The following is an 18,111-nucleotide window of genomic DNA, read 5'->3' on the forward strand; positions in this document are numbered from 1 at the left end:
AGTCGAGGGGACCGGGAACGGGGTCCCGGAGGTCGGTGCGGCAGCGGTGGCGAGCCCGGGGCCTGCGGCGTTCCCGGAAGCTGACAGGTGTCGGGATCGATCTGACGCACTGTCGGCAAAAGTGGGCTCTGACATGGGGTTCTGTGACATGACGCCTCCATTGTGCACAGGAACCCCGAGAGGGGACCGAGGAAGGTCCCGGCGGGTGCGGCCGGGCCTAGACTGGCCCCCATGCTCGCCGCCCTCCGCGCCTCCCACGAGCACCTCGACCTCGAGGTGCTCGATGCGCTGACCCGAGGCGCGGACGCCCTCCCGGCCGTGATCGAGGAGCTCCAGGCCGAGCGCTCCGCGGCCGCCGGCGCGGTCCCCGTGGTCGCCGGCGAGGTCGTGGTCAGCACCTGCAACCGTCTCGAGGTCTACCTCGACACCGACCGCTTCCACGAGGGCGTGGACCTGGTGGTGGACGCGGTCGCCCGCACCAGCGGGCTGGACCGCGAGGTGGTCTCCCTCTGCTTCGACGCGGCGATGGACGCGCCCGTGCCCCAGCACCTCTACGAGGTCACCTCGGGGCTGCGGTCGCTGGTGCTCGGCGAGGCCGAGATCGCCGGGCAGGTGCGGCAGTCCTACGAGGCCGCCCGCCACCGGGGCCGCACCACCTCGATGCTCCACGACCTCTTCCAGCACGGGTTCCGCTGCGCGAAGTCCGTCGCCACCCGGGCCCCGGTGGGCGCCGCGGGACGCAGCGGCGCCGCGGTCGCCGTGGACCGGGCCGAGATCGAGCTGGGCGGCTTCGCGGGTCGCCGCGTGCTGATCGTCGGGACCGGGGCCTACGCCCGGCTGGGCCTCGCGGAGCTGACGCGGCGCGGGGTGCGGGACGTGCTCGTGCACTCGCCCTCGGGCCGCGCCTCGGGCTTCGCCGAGCGCCACGGCGCACGGGTGGTCGAGCCGGCCGAGCTCGAGCGCTCCCTGCGCGAGGCGGACCTGGTGCTGGCCTGCTCGGGCCGTGGCACCTCCCTGTTCCCCGAGCAGTTCCTCACCGCGGGCCGCACCGTGGTGCTGGACCTCGCCCTGCACTCGGATCTGCACCCGCTGGTGCGCCACCTCAAGGGCATCACCGTGCTGGGCCTGGCCGACCTCAAGCTCGACACCGCCGCCCAGGACGATCCCGCCCTGGTCACCGCTCGCGGCATCGTCGCCGAGAACGTCGAGGCGTTCCGCCTGCAGCAGGAGGTGCGCCGGATCGATCCGGCGATGGCCGCCCTGCGTCGCGAGGTCTTCGACGCGGCCGACGGGGAGATCGACCGCCTGCGCCGGGACGTCGCCGGGGAGACCGCGGACCAGCTCGAGCGCTCCGTGCGGCGGATCCTCGCCAAGGTCATGCACCAGCCCGCCGAGCGCGCCCGCCATCTCGCGGAGTCCGGCTACGCCGACGCCTACGTCGCGGCCTTCCACACCATCTTCGGGATCGACATCTCCGCCGGTCAGGAGCTCACCGAGGGAGCGTCCGCGGCGGCCCAGGGCGGTGGGGAGGCGGCGCCCGCCGGCTGGATGCGCGTCGACCGGACCGTGCCGCCGCGCGCTCCCGGGGCCGGGTCGGACGCCGCAGTGAACACGGAGGTCGCGGTGAGCTCGGAGGTCGCTGCGAGCTCGGGTGTCGCGGACGGGGCCGGGACCGCCGCCGTGCCGGAGCCGATCGGGGTGGGCGCGCTGTCCGCCTCCGACATCGCCCGCGTCGCGCTGCGCGGCGGGCAGTGCCCGGCCGGATTCGGCCCCGGGACCGGGGGCGGCGCCGGGCCGACGGGCTGAGCCGGGCCGACGGGCTGAGCCGGGCCGACGGGCTGAGCCGCGCGCCGGGCCTCGTGGGGGTCGGGCCGTTCAGCGAAGGGCCGTTCAGCGGCGGCCCGTTCAGCGGCGGCGACGCAGCAGCCGGCGCCAGAGGCCGGTCGCGGGCGGCTCCGGGGGAGCATCCGCGGTGGGGTCGTGCCGCTCGAGCCGCTCCGGATCGATCCGCAGCCCCTCCTCGTCCACCCAGACGTCGCTCCAGCCGATGTCGGACTCGTCGCGCGGGCTGTACTCCCGGCGCGGACCGAGCACCTCGCGGACGTCCTCCAGCTCGATCTCCTGCGGGGCCCGGACCTCCTCGCCGCGGTGCGGCACGGGGCAGGTCCAGAAGTACGGGCACCCCGGACAGCCGGCGGTCTCCTCGTCGGGAGCCGCCTCCCGCTGCATCTGGACGCCGTCCATCTGCTGCAGCATGCGCAGACGCGCCTCGAACGGATTGATCTCCATGGCCCGGCCAGACTACTGCGCCGACGGGGGTGCGGTCGCCGGGCGAGGCCGGGCCGATGCCCCGCGCGGCCCGTAGGATCACAGGGCACGACCCCGACCCAGGAGGACCCCGATGAGCACCCCGCAGCAGCGCATCCACGACGCCACCCGTCGCCTGCTCGACCTGCTCGAGCACGGGGAGTCCCTCACCCCCGAGGCCATCGAGCTGCGCTCCGAGCTCGCCGAGGCCACCGCCGAGGCAGGGCACCTCGACGACGCCTACTACCAGGTCGAGGAACTGCTCAAGGACGCACGGCGCGAGCACGGCCCCGAGCACGAGTCCGTCGCCCGGGCGCGGGCCGCGGTCGAGGCGGTGCGGGCGATCGGATTCCGCGCCCAGGGCTGAGCGCGTCCCCTCACCAGCGGAAGCCGGACTCCGCGAGCTGACGGGCCATCTCGTCCCCGGTGGTCTCCATGTACGCGGCCGTGATGTGGTCCTCGTCCTGGAACACGTGGACGTTCCCGATCAGCGGCCGGCACTCGTGCTCCGGGCAGAGCACGGGCAGCAGATCGACCGGATGGAGCGCGCCGCGTGCGCCGAGCTCCTCGAGGCGGGCGGCGTCGGTGCGCTCGGGCGGCATGTGCACGGGGTCCAGGGGCGTGGTGCAGTCCTCCACGCTCCCGCCGGCCTCCGTGCAGTCCACCGGGTTCTCGACGGCGCGCGGCGGGGTGCGCAGCGCGACCACCGGGATGCCGAGGTCCAGGAGCTCGGGCACCGCCTCGTCCAGCACCTCGCTCTCGACCTCAGGGTCCACGCCGCGGTAGACCGTGGTGCTCACCGCCACCGCGTCGGGCTGCAGCTCGCGCAGGAAGTCCATCACCGCCAGGTTGTGGTCGTAGCACTCCTGGCCGCTGTAGGTCATCACACCGGGCATGAACTGGCAGCTGTTGCGGTGGATCAGCACCAGGCGCCAGCCGTGCTCGGCGGCCGGGCCGATCAGCGACATCGCCGACTGGCGCATGCGCGAGTTGCCGACGGCGACGATCACCTTCGCGTCCTCGTCGGCCTCGGTGCTCTGGCATCCCTCGGCGACCGAGTCGACCTCCGGCTCGAGATCGCCCTCGCAGGGCCCGTCCAGCAGGCCCCAGTCGCTGCGCAGCTCGGCGGCCGCCGGCAGCGGCTCGGCGCCCGGGTCCGCGTCCGGATGCGGGGTGAAGCCGGGCTCGAGCACCCGCGCGCCGGGGTTGTCCGCGTGGGCCCGGCGCTCGGCCTCGTCGGCCGCCCTCTGCAGCAGCGTCTGCGCGCCGATGCTCGGGGCGAGCCCGATCGCCAGCACCGCGACGGCCACCGCGCCGGCCCGCCAGGGCCGCGCGTTCGCCCAGCGCCAGCGCCGGACCGGGGAATCCACCAGCAGGGTCAGCAGCCATGCGAGGACCAGGCTGACGGCGATGATCGCCGTGCCCCGCCACAGCCCCGCCGACGCGCGCCCGGTGGCGAGCAGGGTGAGGGTGAGGATCGGCCAGTGGACGAGGTAGAAGCCGTAGCTCACGTCCCCCAGGAAGGACAGCGGGCGCGAGGAGAGCAGACGGTCCGCGCCCCAGCGGGAGCCGGTGGTGCCGGCGAGGAACACCCCGGCGGCGCCCAGCAGGGGCACCGTCGCGATCCAGCCCGGGAACATCGAGCGTCCGTCGATGAGGGCCCCGGTCGAGATCAGCGCCGCGAGCCCGGCCCAGCCGAGCGCCGTCCGCACCCGTCGCGCCCGCTCGCCGGAGGGCTCGGCGGGGCTCGCGAGCGGCCACACGGCCAGCAGCGATCCGGCCGCGAACTCCCAGATCCGGGCGGTGGTGTCGAAGTAGGCGATCTCCTGCTGGGTGTGGGTCGAGAGCACCGACCAGACGAAGGAGGCCACCGCGATCACCGAGAACAGCACGAGCACCACGCGGCGCGGCGCGAGGCGGAACCGGCGCGAGACCACGGCGCAGAGCGCGAACAGCAGCGGCCACAGCAGGAACACCTGACCCTGGATGGACAGCGACCAGAAGTGCTGCAGCGCGGAGGTGGCGGTGGTCGCGGCCGCCTCGTAGTCGGCGCCGCGCCGGATCAGCATCCAGTTCTCCACCTGCAGCACCGAGGCGATCGCATCCTCGAGGGCGGGCGGCCAGGTGCTCGGCGGGAGGAGCAGCCGCACCCCGGCGAGGGTCGCCAGCACCACCAGCACCGCCGGCGGCAGCAGCCGTTTGAAGGTGCGGGCCCAGTACGCGAGCGGGGCCATTGGCCGGCCGTCCTCCATCCGGCGCACGAAGCTGCCGGTGAGGAAGAAGGCCGAGAGGAACAGGAACACGTCCACCCCGCCGGAGACCCGGTCGAAGAAGACGTGGTAGAGCACCACCAGCGCGATCGCGAGCCCGCGCAGACCGTGCAGCTCGGGGCGATGGCCGGGCGCCCCGGCGCGGTGCCCGGGCGATTCGGGGCGGCCGCCGGTGCGGGCGTCGGCGCGGACGCCCGCACCGGCCTCGGCGGGAGAGGTCATCGGTGGGTGCGGACGTCCCTCAGCCGCGGAGGAAGGCGGCGCAGGCACGCTGCAGCAGGAGCGGATCGGCCGTCGCGCACATCTCGCGCGCCGAGTGCATCGACAGCAGCGTGATGCCGACGTCGACCGTGGTGATCCCGAGCCGCGTGGCGGTGATCGGACCGATCGTGGAGCCGCAGGGCATGGCGTTGTGGGAGACGAAGTGCTGGTACGGCACGCTCGCGTCGTCGCACGCGGCGGTGAAGGCGGCGATCCCCACCGCATCGGTGGCGTAGCGCTGCTGGGCGTTGATCTTCAGCATCGGCCCGTCCCCCAGATGCGGGCGGGTGACCGGGTCGTGCCGCTCGGGGTAGTTCGGGTGGACGGCGTGGCCGGCGTCCGCCGAGACCACGAGCGAGGAGGCGAGGGCGCGACGCCGGGTCGCGTCGTCGCCGCCGAGCGCGGCGTGCATCCGCACCAGGACGTCCTCGAGGAAGGGACCCGCGGCGCCGGAACGGGTGGCGGAGCCGACCTCCTCGTGGTCGTTGGCCACCATCAGGGCGATCGGGTCGCCCTCCTGGCGGGGCCCGTCCGCGAGCGTGATGAGCGCCTCGACCTCGGCGTGGACGGAGGTGAGGTTGTCCAGGCGGGCGGAGGCGAGGTACTCCTCGTGCGCGCCGAAGAGCGCGGGAGCCTGGGTGTCCACGGTGACGACGTCGAAGCCCGCGATGTCCTCCGCCTCGACCCCGGCGTCGGCCGCGAGGATCTCCATGACGTCGATGCGGCCCTCGCCCAGGATCGGCTGCAGGTGCCGCTGCGGGTCCAGCACGAGGCCCTCCTTGTTCACCCCGCGGTCCAGGTGCACGGCCAGCTGCGGGATCCGCAGCAGCGGCCCCGTGGAGGTCAGCACCACGGTGCCGTCCCACAGCGAGAGCCGGCCGGCCAGGCGCAGCTCGCGGTCCAGCCACGAGTTCAGCAGCGGCCCCCCGTAGACCTCGACGCCCACCTGGGCGATGCCCTCGCCGCCGCCGTACCGGGGGGTGGGCTTGAGCTTGAGCGCGGGGGAGTCGGTGTGGGAGCCGACGATCCGCCAGGGGCTGCCGGTGTCGGCGCCGTCGGGGGCCGACCACGCGATGATCGAGCCGTCGCGCACGACGTAGCGGTCGCCGGAGACGTCCTCGGCGGACCAGTCCGCGGTCTCCACCAGGGGGCGGAACCCGGCGGCCTCGAGGCGGCGGGCGGCCTCCGCGGCGGCGTGGAAGCTCGAGGGGGAGGCGGTGACGAAGTCGCCGAGGTCCAGGGCGGTGGCGCGGGCCTCGGCGGAGGGGGCGGGGGACGGGACGGCAGGACGGGTCGGAGTGGTCACCGGGCCATTGAACCATCGCGGGCCGTGCACGGGCGGTCGTCCGCAGCGCAGGAGGGCCGCCGGACGGCGATCGGGTGCGGGTGCGGGTGCGGGTGCGGGTGAGAGGGCGCGGAGGCGCGGGTGCGGGGGATCAGGTGCCGGCCGCGGCGGCCTCGCGGATGCTGCGCGGGCCCGTCGGGCCCTCGAGAGCCTCGGTCACCGCGGGGGTCAGCGCCTGCTCGACGAAGCGGCGGGTGAGGTGGTCGTCGTCGAGGTAGACGTAGGTGTCGCCGAGCACGGGCGAGCAGCGGTCCTCGGGACAGATCCGGTCGCTGAGGTCCAGGAGCGTGAGGCTGCCGCCTCCCTCCGCGGGCACCAGATCCGCGGCGGGGCTCTCGGGGGCGAGCTTGTCCGCACGGTCCGCGCCGCAGGCCTCATCGGCGTCGGCCGGCGTGCCGCCGCCCTCGATGACGTCCTCCGCGCACGCGTACTGGTCCTGCTCCCACCGCGGATTGTCGCGCACGCTGATCACGTCGATCCCGCGCGCGGTGAGCTCCTCCACCGCGTTCACCATCCCCTCATGGGTGGTCTCCTCGGCGGAGTCCGCCGCGGTGCGGGTGGACGTCGTCAGCACCACGTCGGGCCGGACCGCGTCGACGTAGTCCAGGGCGTAGTCCTCGTAGCCGGCGCAGTACGAGCCCCGTTCGATGCCCGTCACGAAGTCGCAGCCGTCCATGTGCAGGTTGACCACCTGCAGCCCGTGCTCCTGCGCCCAGGGCAGGAGCGCCGGGATCCACTGGCGGGCGTGGGAGCTGCCCAGCACCACCACGAGCCCGTCCTCCTGCTCCCCGTCGGGCAGCAGCTGCTGGCAGGGGACGTGGCGGAACGTGCTGGCGGGCTCGAACCGTCCGGAGCACTCCTCCGGGAGGGTCGGCCACTGGGCGTCCAGGTCCCATCCTCGAGGCAGGAACTCGACCTCCCTCGGGGCGACGGTCGCGACCTCGTCCGTGGGGAGGACGGGAGAGGCGGAGGGGGAGGCGGCACCGGGGGAGGCGACGAGGGGCTCCTCCTCGCCGCCGTGACGCAGAGACCAGGACCAGACCCCCGCCGCGCCGGCCACCAGCGCGAAGCTCACCGCGACGGCGGTCAGCGCGCGCCAGGGACGCGCCTCGAGCCAGGTGGAGCGGCGGATCGGCGCGTCCACCGCGCGGGTCAGCACCCACGCCAGCAGCACGGAGGCGGTCAGGACCACGAGGCCGTCCAGCAGTCCTGCCCGTCCCTGGTCGCTCACGTGCAGCCACAGCACCAGCAGCGGCCAGTGCACCAGGTACAGGGCGTAGGAGATGTCGCCGAAGAACGCCGCGGGGCGGGTGGACAGCAGGCGGTCCACCCCGAGCCGGCTGCCCGAGTGCCCGGCCACCATCACCGCCCCCGCGGCGGCCAGCGGCGCGACCGCGATCCAGCCCGGGAACCGCGAGGACACGTCCAGCACGATGCCCACCGCGAGCAGCCCGCCGATCCCCGCCCAGCCCATGAGCACGCGCAGCGCCCGCAGCCGCGGCGCGCTCCCCGACTCCGGCCGGGCGGCGCCGGTGAGCCGGTCGATCGCCGGCAGGGCGAGGGCGAGCAGGGACCCGGCGGCGAACTCCCACAGCCGTGCGGCGGTGTCGAAGTAGGCGATCGGCTGCTGCACGGCGGTGGAGTGGATCGACCAGGCCAGCGAGGCCGCGCCGATCACCAGCATCAGGGCGAACAGCGGCCGGCGCACGGCCCGTCCGCGCCGCGCCAGCGGGAGCACGAGGGCGAACAGCAGCGGCCAGAGGACGAAGACCTGGCCCTGCACGCTCAGGGACCAGAAGTGCTGCAGAGGTGAGGACGCGCTCGCGTCCTGCGCCTGGTAGTCCACCTGCAGCCACACCAGCAGCGCGTTCTGCAGATAGGCGGCCGAGGCGACCGCCTGCTGCATGAGGGAGGGCCAGGCGGAGGGCGGCAGGAGCAGCCCCGCGCCGAGCAGCGTGAGCAGGATCGTGACGGTCGCGGGCGGCAGGAGCCGCTTGAAGGTGTGCAGCCAGTAGCGGGGGATGCCCAGCGCCCGTCCGCCCTCCAGGCGGCGCAGGAAGGTGCCGGTGAGGAAGAAGGCGGAGAGGAACAGGAAGACGTCCACCCCGCCCGAGACCCGGCCCAGCCAGATGTGGTAGACGGCCACCAGTCCGAGCGCGACGGCTCGCAGCCCGTGCAGCTCGGCCCGGAAGGCGGGTCGGGGCCGGTGGTCCGTCGCGGTGCCGTCGTCCGAGGGATCGGCGGAGCGGCGCGTCCCCCGGGTGCCGGAGACGGAGTCCCGGGTCGACCAGGCGTCCTCGGCCTCCTGCTCGGCGTGCTGCTCGTACGGGCCCTGCACCCAGTCGTCTAGGGTGGTGAGGGCTCGGGGCTGCGGCCCCGTCAGCCAGTCGCCGAGCTGCGAGCGGGCGGCAGGGGGCGCACCGACGGGGCGGGGGTCCTGGGTCCAGTCGGAGAGGTCGTCGGAGACCGTGCGGGGGGAGGGCCGCTGCCGCCCCGCGGACGGCCGCGGCTCATCGGGGGAGTGGATCCTCGCCTCCCGTGCGCATGCTCGGTGTGCTTCTCTCTCTGATCTCGACGTCCACGATCGCGACGTCCACGATCTCGACGTCGGCCCTGCGGTGCGGGGCCGACGTCGATGATAGGGCGTGCGGGCTCACTCCCTCAGGGGCGGCCCATCGACTGGTAGGTCCACCCGGCCTCTCGCCAGGCGGCGGGATCCAGGACGTTGCGGCCGTCGATCATGTGCGGGGTCCCGACCACCTCGCGGAGCGCGACGGGGTCCAGCTCCTTGAACTGCGCCCACTCGGTGAGCAGGAGGACCAGGTCCGCGCCGTCGGCGGCCGCGAACGCATCCTCGGCGATCGCGAGGTTGGGCCGCTCGGCGTGGACCCGCTGGTTCGCGGCGGGGTCCGTGACGACGACGTCCGCTCCCCGGCCGGAGATCTTGGAGGCGATGTAGAGGGCGGGGGACTGGCGGGTGTCGTCGGAGTCGGGCTTGAAGGCCGCGCCGAGCACCGCCACCCGCTTGCCGGTGAAGCTGCCTCCCAGCGCCTTGCGCGCCATGTTCACCACGTGGTCCCGCCGGCGGTTGTTGACGTTGTCGACCTCGCGGAGCAGACCGAGCGCCTCGGTGACGCCGAGCTCGCCGGCGCGGGCCATGAAGGCGCGGATGTCCTTGGGCAGGCAGCCGCCGCCGAAGCCGATGCCGGCGCGAAGGAACTTCGGCCCGATGCGGTCGTCCAGCCCGATCGCCTCGGCGATCACGGAGACGTCCGCGCCGGTGGCCTCGCACACCTCCGCCACGGCGTTGATGAACGAGATCTTCGTGGCCAGGAAGGCGTTGGCGGAGACCTTGACCAGCTCGGCGGTGGCGTAGTTCCCGACCACCACCGGGGTCTCGGCCTCCAGCATCGGGGCGTACATCTCGTCGAGCACCGCGCGGGCCCGGGCGGCCTGTGCGGGATCCTCGGGCAGGCCGTAGACGAGGCGGTCGGGGTGGAGCGTGTCCTTCACGGCGAAGCCCTCGCGGAGGAACTCGGGGTTCCAGGCCAGCGGGGACCGCGCCCCCGCGGCGCGGAGGCGCTCCTGCAGCGAGGCGGCGGTGCCGACGGGGACCGTGGAGCGGCCCAGGACCACCGCGTCGTCGTCGAGGTGGGGGAGGAGCGAGTCCACGGCGGCGCGGACGAAGGTGAGGTCCGCCCCGGCCGCATCGATCTGCTGGGGCGTGCCCACGCAGATCACGTGCGCCTCGCAGCGGGCGGCCTCGGCGTAGTCCGTCGAGAACCGCAGCCGCCCGGAGTCCAGGGACTCGGAGAGGACACGGTCGAACCCGGGCTCGTGGAACGGGGCGACGCCCTGGGCGAGATCGTCGATCCTCCGGCGGTCCACGTCCAGGCCGAGCACCTCGTGGCCGATCGAGGCCATCGAGACGGCGTAGACGGCACCCAGGTATCCGCATCCGATGACGCTGATTCTCATGGGGCGAGCCTACAAGCAGGGTCGGGGACGAAAGCACAGGTCTGGGCGGGCGAGAGGCCTCGTCAGAGGTGCCTGTCACACGGTTCGCGACGGGCGGGCGACGAGACGGTGACGGGCCGGTGAACCCCGGGGGACGCGGGGGTGGCGGGCGCTGTCACGGGGCCAGCAGCCCGGCCTCCTCGAGCTCGTCCTGGTCCTCGCCCGGCAGGACCCAGAGCGTGTACGTGTAGAAGCCGCTGTCCTCGACCCGGCGGGCTCCGTACTCCTCGGCCCGGTCCCAGTCGCCGCAGGAGACGACGTAGTCGGAGTCGAAGGGCACGCCGCCGGGAGGATCCGCGAGGTCCACGTCGCGGGGGGAGAGCCAGTACCCCAGCCAGTTCACCATCTGGTAACGGGTCAGGTCCGGGCCCCTGCACGAGTAGTCGAGGTCGATGTCGACGAGCTCGCCGCCGGTGGCCGCCTCGACCCGCTCGACCGCGCCCTCGAGATGCACGGGCTCGTCGCGCTTCTGGGACGGGTCCGCCTCGACCGAGAGGACGAAGGCCGTCACGAGCAGGACGGTCACGAGGACCCGTGGGCGTCGCCGCAGCACAAGGGCCAGGCAGAGCATCGCGACGCCGAAGAGCGAGGCCCAGAACCAGAACCGGTTCTCGTTGGTCGGGGTGGGCTGCTGCGGCAGTGCGTACGGCTCGTCGGGGAACATCTCCGTCCAGCTGAGCAGGGCCGCGGAGTTGGCCGGGCCGTCGAGCGCGCCCCACAGCGCCACGTCCTGCGCCACCCACAGCACGACCGCACCGGAGACGGCGGCGAAGAGCCCGAGCGCCGCGAGCAGCGGACCGCGGCCGACACCGCGGATGAGCACGACGAGGGCCACGAGCACCAGGAACACGGCCATGTGGTCGACGTAGCGGGTGTAGATCCACACGTCGAGGCGGAGGTACCCGTCCTGGGCCCACAGGAAGTCCGGGCGGGTCCACCACAGCACGCTGAGCAGGAGCGCGGACAGGCAGGCGCCGAAGAGGAAGACCCCGGGCCCGATCCGCCAGCGCCGGACCTCCCGCAGCGCCCAGACGGTGAGGACCACCGCGCCGAGGACGGCCAGGCCGGCGGTCCCCACCCCCTGCGCCCAGGACTGGTTCAGCAGGATGCGGACGTACAGCGACGGCGTCCCGGACTCCATCACGCGCCCGAGCAGCTCCTCCTTGCCGCCCCCGCCCCCGATCAGGATCTCGGAGTGCACCCGGTCCGAGAAGGTGCGGACCGCGACCGTGAGCACCGCGAGCAGCGGGAGGCCCACGGCGGTCACCTGCCACCGGCGGACCACCAGCAGCAGCAGCCACACCGCCGCCGTCGCGACCAGCGCGAGCTCCCGGGAGTGCATGAGATAGCAGGCGGCCACGGCGACGACGAACAGCACCGTCCGCCACCAGGTGGGGCGGGTCCACAGCGCGTGCATCGCCAGGACCGCCCAGGCGATCAGGAACAGCAGCGGCTGCTCGCTGAGGGCGTAGTCGGCGAGGACCGTCCGGCCCGGGAAGCACATCACCACCGCCGCCGCGGTCGTCGCCTGGGCGAGGGTGAGGCCCAGCCGGCGCCCCAGCAGGGCCAGCGGGACGATGGTGAGCACCGCCAGCACGTTGCTCGTGGTGACGGCGGCGTGGTAGACGGTCGCGGGGTCCTCCGTGAACCACCAGATCGGCGCCAGCAGGATCGACCACCCCGGGTAGTACCCGCTCCCGGAGAGCGGCGTGACGCCGTCCTGCCCGGCGAACAGCCGAGCGGTCTGGATCGGATGGATCTCGTCCCACGGCGTCCGCGGGGCGGTGGCGCTGCGTGCCACCAGCCAGTGCAGGTAGAGGCAGATCGTCACGGAGGCGGCGGCCGCGACCCACCACCAGGCGTCATGCGCGGGAACCCGCCGTGCGGGATCGGGCTGTGCGGGATCGGGCTCCGGAGCGCCGCCGTCCGCGGCGCCGCCGACCCCCAGGGTCGACGGGGGTGGGGCGACGGGCGTTGCCACGGAGGTCCTCCTGCTGTGCCTGGGGGCGCCCGGTCCGCGCGGGCGATCGCGCAGGGGCTCCGGGAAGTGTAGCGACGCGAGGAGCCGCGCCTCCCGGTGCGTGTCCAGCGGTGGGCCACGGGATGACAGGTCGGTGAACTCCTCGAGTCACGCCCCTCGGGGCACGTGTCCCCTGCGTACGAGCTCCGGGAGGAGCATGGTTAGACTGACCGGGCCGTGGCGGGGCCCCCCGGCCACGGCCACGAGCGCCCGATCGCGGCGCGGCCGACCGCGTCCCCGATCGACGACGCGCTCCGGACCCAGGACCGACCGGCACGGCGGCCCGCCCCACTCGTCGCTCATCGGGAGACCCTGTGCTCAACACGCTGAAGAGGATCGCGAAGGACCTCCTGGCGATTACCTGGATCCGTCGAGTCTACGAGGCCGTCAACCGCGGTTTCCTCGAGACCTTCGGCTCCAGCCGGCTCCTCACGCACCTCTTCTTCACCGGCAACGCCCTCCCCTTCAACCGCGAGCAGTCCGCGGTGCTGCGGGGCCGTCGCAACTACTACCGGAACAAGAGCGCCGCCCGCACCACGCACGTCGAGCTGCGCCGCAACGTCCACCGGCTCGAGAAGGGCCTCACGATGCGTCCGCGCCGCGACGTGTTCGCCCGCGACTACATCACCGAGACGATCGAGTTCTACGAGGTGGCGGTGCAGCAGAGCCGCACCGCGCCGGGCACGATGGACCAGGCCGAGCTGGACTGGGCCCATGACGTGCTCACCGAGTACTTCGCGGTCTCGGCGCGCACCGATCGGGTGGTGGAGACGGCGCGCGAGCGCTTCGCGGCGGCGCCCTACGCGGCGGAGCCGACGGGCAGGATCCCCCGGCCGAAGCAGACCCTCAGCGACCTCTCCTACGACGACCTGGACCAGCTGGTGCGGCAGCGCCGCAGCGTGCGCTGGTACCAGCAGCGGCCCGTCGAGCGGGAGCTCATCGACAAGGCGCTGCTGCTCGCCCGGCAGGCGCCCACGGCCTGCAACCGCATCCCCTACGAGTTCCGCATCTTCGACGACCCGGCGCTCGCGAAGGAGATCGCGCAGATCCCCTTCGGCACCGCCGGCTACGGCGACAACCTCCCCGCGGTCGCCGTGGTGGTCGGCAAGCTGGACTCCTACTTCAGCCCCCGCGACCGGCACGCGATCTACGTCGACGGCTCCCTCGCGTCGATGCAGTTCCTGCTCGCGCTGGAGACCCTCGGACTGAGCTCGACCGTCATCAACTGGCCGGACTTCGAGCCCCTCGAGGCCGCGATGCAGCGCCGGCTGGGACTCGACACGAGCGACCGGGTCGTCATGCTCATCGGCTTCGGGTACGCCCTCGACGAGGGCCTCGTGCCCCACTCGGCGAAGAAGGAGCTCGACACCTTCCGCCGCTACAACGAGTGACGAGGACGGGCCCCGCCATGGACGACGCGACGACGGCCCCGGTCGGGGGGACCCGGCGCGCAGGAGCCAAGCGCGCCCTGCGCTGGATCGCGACGCTCCTCGTCGTCGGCGTCGTGGGATGGCTGTTCTCCCGCTCGCTCGCCGAGAACTGGGACCAGGTCCGCGAGCAGGACCTCGCCTTCTCCTGGTGGTGGGTGCTCGCCACCGTCTGCTTCGCCGTCGCCGTCGCGACCACCGGCATCGCCTGGGGGCGGGTCGTCCGCTGGCTCGACCCCGCGGCCCGGATCCCCGCGCGCGAGGCGATCGCCGTGCAGTGCCTGTCCTGGGTGCTGAAGTACATCCCCGGCCAGGTCGGTTCGGTGGCCAACAAGGTGCTCTGGGCCGGGCGGAAGGGCATCAGCCGCACCCTCGTGCTGATCAGCTTCCTGTACGAGAACGTCTTCCTGCAGATCGCCTCGCTCGTCCCCGCCGCGGTGATCCTGCTGATCAGCCTCGGGCCCCAGGTCTTCGGGGCCAACGCCACCCTGCTGCTGGCGCCCCTGCTCGTGCTGGTCCCGGCAGCCGTGGTGCTCTACGCCCCCGCCTTCCACGCGCTGATCGCCCTCCCGGCGAAGAAGCTGCTCAAGGCCGAGGTGCCGCGCCAGTACTTCCTCAGCGGGCCGCGGGCGCTGCTCTCCTCGCTCGAGTTCCTGCTGCCCCGGGCGATCAACGGCGTCGGCTTCGTCCTCCTCGCCGCCACCATCAGCGACATCACCCCGGCCCAGTGGCTGCCCTTCGCCGCCACCTACGCCCTCGCCGGGGCGATCGGGATCCTCGCGATCCTGGTGCCCAGCGGGCTGGGCGTCCGCGAGGCCGTCATCGTCGTGGTCCTCAGCCAGTACGTGCCCGCCTCGGAAGCGATCATCATCAGCCTCCTCGCGCGCCTCCTGGCGACGGTCGGCGATGCCGTCGTCGCCCTCCTGTACCTCATCATCCGTCAGACCCTCCCGAAGGAGACCCGCCCATGACCCGTCCCCGGATCACGATCATCGGCTCCGCGCTGTCCGGCAACAAGGGCGCCGCGGCGATGCTCGAGAGCGCCGTCCAGACCCTCGACGAGCGGCTCGGAGAGGTGGACTACACGCTGCTGAGCATGTATCCGGACGAGGACCGGGCGCAGAACCATCATCCGCGCCTCGAGGTGCTCCGCGCCGATCCCCTCCGGCTGGGGGTGGTGATCAACTCGCTCGCCCTCGCCCACCGGGTGCTGCCCGTCGCGCGGCCCCTGCTGCGTCGCAGCGCCGCGGTGCGGGCGCTCGCGGACAGCGACGTGCTGCTGGACCAGGGGGGCATCACCTTCACCGACGGGCGGGAGAAGTTCCTGCTGTACAACGTGGCCTCGATCCTGCCGGCGCTGAACCTGCGCACCCCGGTGTTCAAGTGCGCGCAGGCCGTGGGCCCGTTCACGAACCCGATCAACCGCCTCGTCTCCAGGATCTTCCTGCCCAGGGCCAGCACGATCGTCACGCGGGGACGGATCACCCACGAGCACGCGGAGGGTCTGGGCCTGACGAACCTCTTCGCCGGCGCGGACTACGCGTTCTCCCTGGAGATGGACGGCACCGAGACCGAGGCGGTCTCCGGGACCGTGGACATGGACTTCTTCGCCTCCGGGGACGTCGTCGGGGTGTGCCCGAGCGTCGTGCTGCGCACGAAGGTCGACGCCCGCGAGGGCGACTACGTCGGACAGATGGTGGCGTTCATCGAGCGGCTGCGGGCGGACGGCAGGAAGGTCCTGCTGCTGCCGCACAGCGTCCGCACCGGCACGGACCGGACGCACAACAACGACCTGCCGCTGTGCCGGGAGATCAGCGCGCGCCTGCGGGACGGCGAGGACCTGCTGTTCATCGACCGGGAGCTCAGCTCCCAGCAGCTGCGCCTGCTGATCGGCCGCTGCTCCCTGTTCGTCGCCAGCCGCTTCCACGCGATGGTGTCGTCGCTCGCGATGGCGGTGCCCACGCTGGTGATCGGCTGGAGCCACAAGTACCGCGAGGTGCTGGAGATGTTCGAGCTGGAGGACTGGGCGTTCGGCCATGACCAGCTCACCCCGGACCACCTCTGGACCCGCTTCGCGGAGCTGGACGAGCGGCGCGACGAGGTGCAGGAGAAGCTGGACCGCCACCTGCCGGAGGTCAAGCGGACCTCCGCGGCGCAGGCCGATCTGATCGCCGAGCTGGTCACCGAGCGGGTCGCGGCGCGCAGCCGGTGATCCGGCTCCGTCGATGCGCTCCCGCCACCATGCCTTCCCGACTCCAGGCTCTCCGGTCACCATGCCCTCCCGACTCCACCCACTGTTCACCGACCGGCTACCCTGAGCGCCTAGGGTCGCATCGCTCGAATCCCTCCGGCGCGGGAGGGCGGATCGTCCCGACCGCGCCGCCGACACTGACAAGGTGCTCATGAAAGTCTTCGTCCAGATCCCGTGCCTGAACGAGGAGCACACGCTCCCGGCGGTGCTCGAGACGATCCCCGAGGAGCTGCCTGGCGTGGACTCCGTCGAGGTGCTGATCATCGACGACGGCTCCACGGACCGCACCGTCGAGGTCGCGAGATCCTACGGGGTGACGCACTTCGTGCGGCACGCACGGAACATGGGCCTGGCCCGGTCCTTCCGCGACGGCGTGGACTACGCCCTCGCGCACGGCGCGGACATCGTGGTGAACACCGACGGGGACAACCAGTACAAGCAGGAGCGGATCGCGGATCTCGTCGCCCCCGTGGTCGCCGGCGAGGCCGACATCGCCATCGCCGATCGCCAGACGCGCAAGATCGCCCACTTCTCCCCATTCAAGAAGGCCATGCAGACGGTCGGCTCGCACGTGGTGAACCTGGCGGCGGAGACCGAGCTGCCCGATGCCGCCTCCGGCTTCCGCGCCTACTCCAAGGCCTCCCTGATGCGGCTGAACGTGATCACGCAGTTCTCCTACTGCATGGAGACGATCATCCAGGCGGGCAACAAGCGCCTGCGGATCGCGTCCATCCCGATCGACACCAACCCCAAGACCCGTGAGTCGCGCCTGTTCGACAACATCTTCCAGCACATGGGGAAGTCGGGCTCGGCGATCGTGCGCGCCTACCTCATGTTCAAGCCGCACCACGTGCTGATCTGGCTGGCCGCGATCACCGGCGTGGCCGGGCTGGTTCCCTTCGTCCGCTTCCTGATCTTCGCGCTGATGGGGGACGGCAGCGGCCACATCCAGTCGCTGATCTTCGGACTGATGCTGCTGACCTGCTCGTTCCTGACGCTGGTGCTGATGATCATCGCGGATCTCCAGCGCACCAACCGGGTGCTGATGGAGGACGTCCTCGAGCGGGTCAAGCTCATCCAGTACGGCACCCCGAACCACCCCCTGGCCGGCAGCGGCGAGACGGTTCCCACCTCGACCGGTCCCATCGCGACCGGGTGGACCGACGGGAGCGAGCGGGAGTTCGCCCCCGAGGCTCCCGAGCAGCCGGTGGCCGGCCCGGTCGTCACGGACCGTCGCGAGCGCTGACCCGGGCCGTGCCGGGCGGCCGCCCGCCGCGCGCCATGACGCCGGGCGGCGCGCGCCGTGACGCCGGGCGGCGCGGCGGGGGCCGCCCGCAGGGCGCAGGGTGCAGGATGAGCCCATGAGAATCGCAGTGACAGGTGGCTCGGGAAAGCTCGGACGAACGGTGGTCAGGCAGCTGCGGGAGCACGGGCACCTGGTGGTCAACCTCGACCAGTCCGGGGAGCGGGGCCCGGGCTTCGTCCGCATCGACCTGCGCGATGCCGGTCAGGTCCTCGATGCGCTCACCGGGATCGACGAGCAGGCGCCCGACGGCTTCGACGCCGTCGTCCACCTCAGCGCGATCCCCGCTCCCGGCCTCGCGACCAACGCCGCGACCTTCCAGAACAACATCATCAGCACGTACAACGTGTTCACCGCCGCGATCAAGGCCGGCATCACGAACATCGTGACGGCGTCGAGCGAGACCGTCCTCGGCCTGCCGTTCGACACCCCGCCTCCCTACATCCCGGTCGACGAGGACTACGCCGCGCGCCCCGAGTCCACGTACTCGCTCTCGAAGCATCTCGAGGAGCAGATGGCGATCGAGCTGACGCGCTGGCACCCGGGGCTGAAGATCATCGCGCTGCGCTTCTCGAACGTGATGGACGAGGAGGACTACGAGCAGTTCCCGTCCTTCGACGCCGAGGCGACGCGGCGCAAGTGGAACCTCTGGGGCTACATCGACGGCCGCGACGGGGCCCAGGCCGTGCGGCTGGCGCTCGAGCACCGGGCCACGGGCTTCGACCGCTTCATCGTCGCCGCCGCCGACACGGTCATGTCCCGCGACAACGCCGAGCTCGTCGCGGAGGTGTTCCCCGACGTCCCCGTCCGCGGCGACATCTCCGGCCACGGGACGCTGCTGTCGATCGACCGGGCGCGTTCCGTGCTGGGCTTCGAGCCGCAGCACAGCTGGCGCCGCAGCGCTCGCTGA

At 72.8% G+C, this 18,111-nt stretch carries 13 protein-coding genes; 7 read left to right on the forward strand and 6 right to left on the reverse strand.

Annotation, left to right across the window (positions count from 1 at the left end):
- Positions 1 to 231 precede the first annotated feature (231 nt).
- Positions 232 to 1,806, forward strand: a complete 1,575-nt coding sequence (locus ACT3SP_RS10625; RefSeq protein WP_444587260.1) for a glutamyl-tRNA reductase — start codon at positions 232 to 234, stop codon at positions 1,804 to 1,806.
- A 99-nt stretch (positions 1,807 to 1,905) separates the two neighbouring features.
- Here the strand turns inward: ACT3SP_RS10625 and ACT3SP_RS10630 are convergent, their stop codons facing one another.
- Entirely contained in the window at positions 1,906 to 2,289 is a 384-nt protein-coding gene (locus ACT3SP_RS10630) for a hypothetical protein (RefSeq protein ID WP_444587261.1), read from the reverse strand.
- 112 nt (positions 2,290 to 2,401) lie between these two features.
- Between ACT3SP_RS10630 and ACT3SP_RS10635 the strand changes: the two genes are divergently transcribed.
- Positions 2,402 to 2,674, forward strand: coding sequence for a hypothetical protein (locus tag ACT3SP_RS10635; protein ID WP_444587262.1), 273 nt, complete (start codon positions 2,402 to 2,404; stop codon positions 2,672 to 2,674).
- A gap of 10 nt (positions 2,675 to 2,684) precedes the next feature.
- Here ACT3SP_RS10635 and ACT3SP_RS10640 read toward each other — a convergent pair whose 3' ends face one another.
- The 5 genes from ACT3SP_RS10640 to ACT3SP_RS10660 all read right to left on the reverse strand — a co-directional run bounded on the left by ACT3SP_RS10640 (position 2,685) and on the right by ACT3SP_RS10660 (position 12,181).
- Positions 2,685 to 4,799, reverse strand: coding sequence for an acyltransferase family protein (locus ACT3SP_RS10640; protein ID WP_444587263.1), 2,115 nt, complete (start codon positions 4,797 to 4,799; stop codon positions 2,685 to 2,687).
- 19 nt (positions 4,800 to 4,818) lie between these two features.
- Complete coding sequence (locus tag ACT3SP_RS10645; RefSeq protein ID WP_444587264.1) at positions 4,819 to 6,144, reverse strand: M18 family aminopeptidase; 1,326 nt, start codon at positions 6,142 to 6,144, stop codon at positions 4,819 to 4,821.
- Between the two features lie 130 nt (positions 6,145 to 6,274).
- Complete coding sequence (locus ACT3SP_RS10650; protein ID WP_444587265.1) at positions 6,275 to 8,521, reverse strand: acyltransferase family protein; 2,247 nt, start codon at positions 8,519 to 8,521, stop codon at positions 6,275 to 6,277.
- A gap of 323 nt (positions 8,522 to 8,844) precedes the next feature.
- Positions 8,845 to 10,161 carry a UDP-glucose dehydrogenase family protein gene (locus tag ACT3SP_RS10655; protein WP_444587266.1) on the reverse strand — a complete coding sequence of 439 codons (1,317 nt, stop codon included), beginning with the start codon at positions 10,159 to 10,161 and terminating at the stop codon, positions 8,845 to 8,847.
- Positions 10,162 to 10,315: 154 nt separating this feature from the next.
- Positions 10,316 to 12,181, reverse strand: coding sequence for a hypothetical protein (locus ACT3SP_RS10660; protein WP_444587267.1), 1,866 nt, complete (start codon positions 12,179 to 12,181; stop codon positions 10,316 to 10,318).
- A 353-nt stretch (positions 12,182 to 12,534) separates the two neighbouring features.
- Here ACT3SP_RS10660 and ACT3SP_RS10665 point away from each other — a divergent pair, with 353 nt between their 5' ends.
- The 5 genes from ACT3SP_RS10665 (at position 12,535) to ACT3SP_RS10685 (ending at position 18,111) form a co-directional block, all read left to right on the forward strand.
- Positions 12,535 to 13,611, forward strand: a complete 1,077-nt coding sequence (locus ACT3SP_RS10665) for a nitroreductase family protein (protein ID WP_444587268.1) — start codon at positions 12,535 to 12,537, stop codon at positions 13,609 to 13,611.
- Between the two features lie 17 nt (positions 13,612 to 13,628).
- Positions 13,629 to 14,618, forward strand: coding sequence for a lysylphosphatidylglycerol synthase domain-containing protein (locus tag ACT3SP_RS10670; protein ID WP_444587269.1), 990 nt, complete (start codon positions 13,629 to 13,631; stop codon positions 14,616 to 14,618).
- Positions 14,615 to 15,859, forward strand: coding sequence for a polysaccharide pyruvyl transferase family protein (locus tag ACT3SP_RS10675; protein WP_444587270.1), 1,245 nt, complete (start codon positions 14,615 to 14,617; stop codon positions 15,857 to 15,859). Before ACT3SP_RS10670 ends, ACT3SP_RS10675 begins: the two co-directional genes overlap by 4 nt.
- A 190-nt stretch (positions 15,860 to 16,049) precedes the next feature.
- Positions 16,050 to 17,144 (forward strand): glycosyltransferase family 2 protein, encoded by a 1,095-nt coding sequence (locus tag ACT3SP_RS10680; protein WP_444587271.1) that lies wholly within the window; start codon positions 16,050 to 16,052, stop codon positions 17,142 to 17,144.
- 115 nt (positions 17,145 to 17,259) lie between these two features.
- Entirely contained in the window at positions 17,260 to 18,111 is an 852-nt protein-coding gene (locus ACT3SP_RS10685) for an NAD-dependent epimerase/dehydratase family protein (RefSeq protein WP_444587272.1), read from the forward strand.

The sequence above is a fragment of the Brachybacterium sp. AOP43-C2-M15 genome, from assembly GCF_052446295.1.
Taxonomy (GTDB): Bacteria; Actinomycetota; Actinomycetes; order Actinomycetales; family Dermabacteraceae; genus Brachybacterium.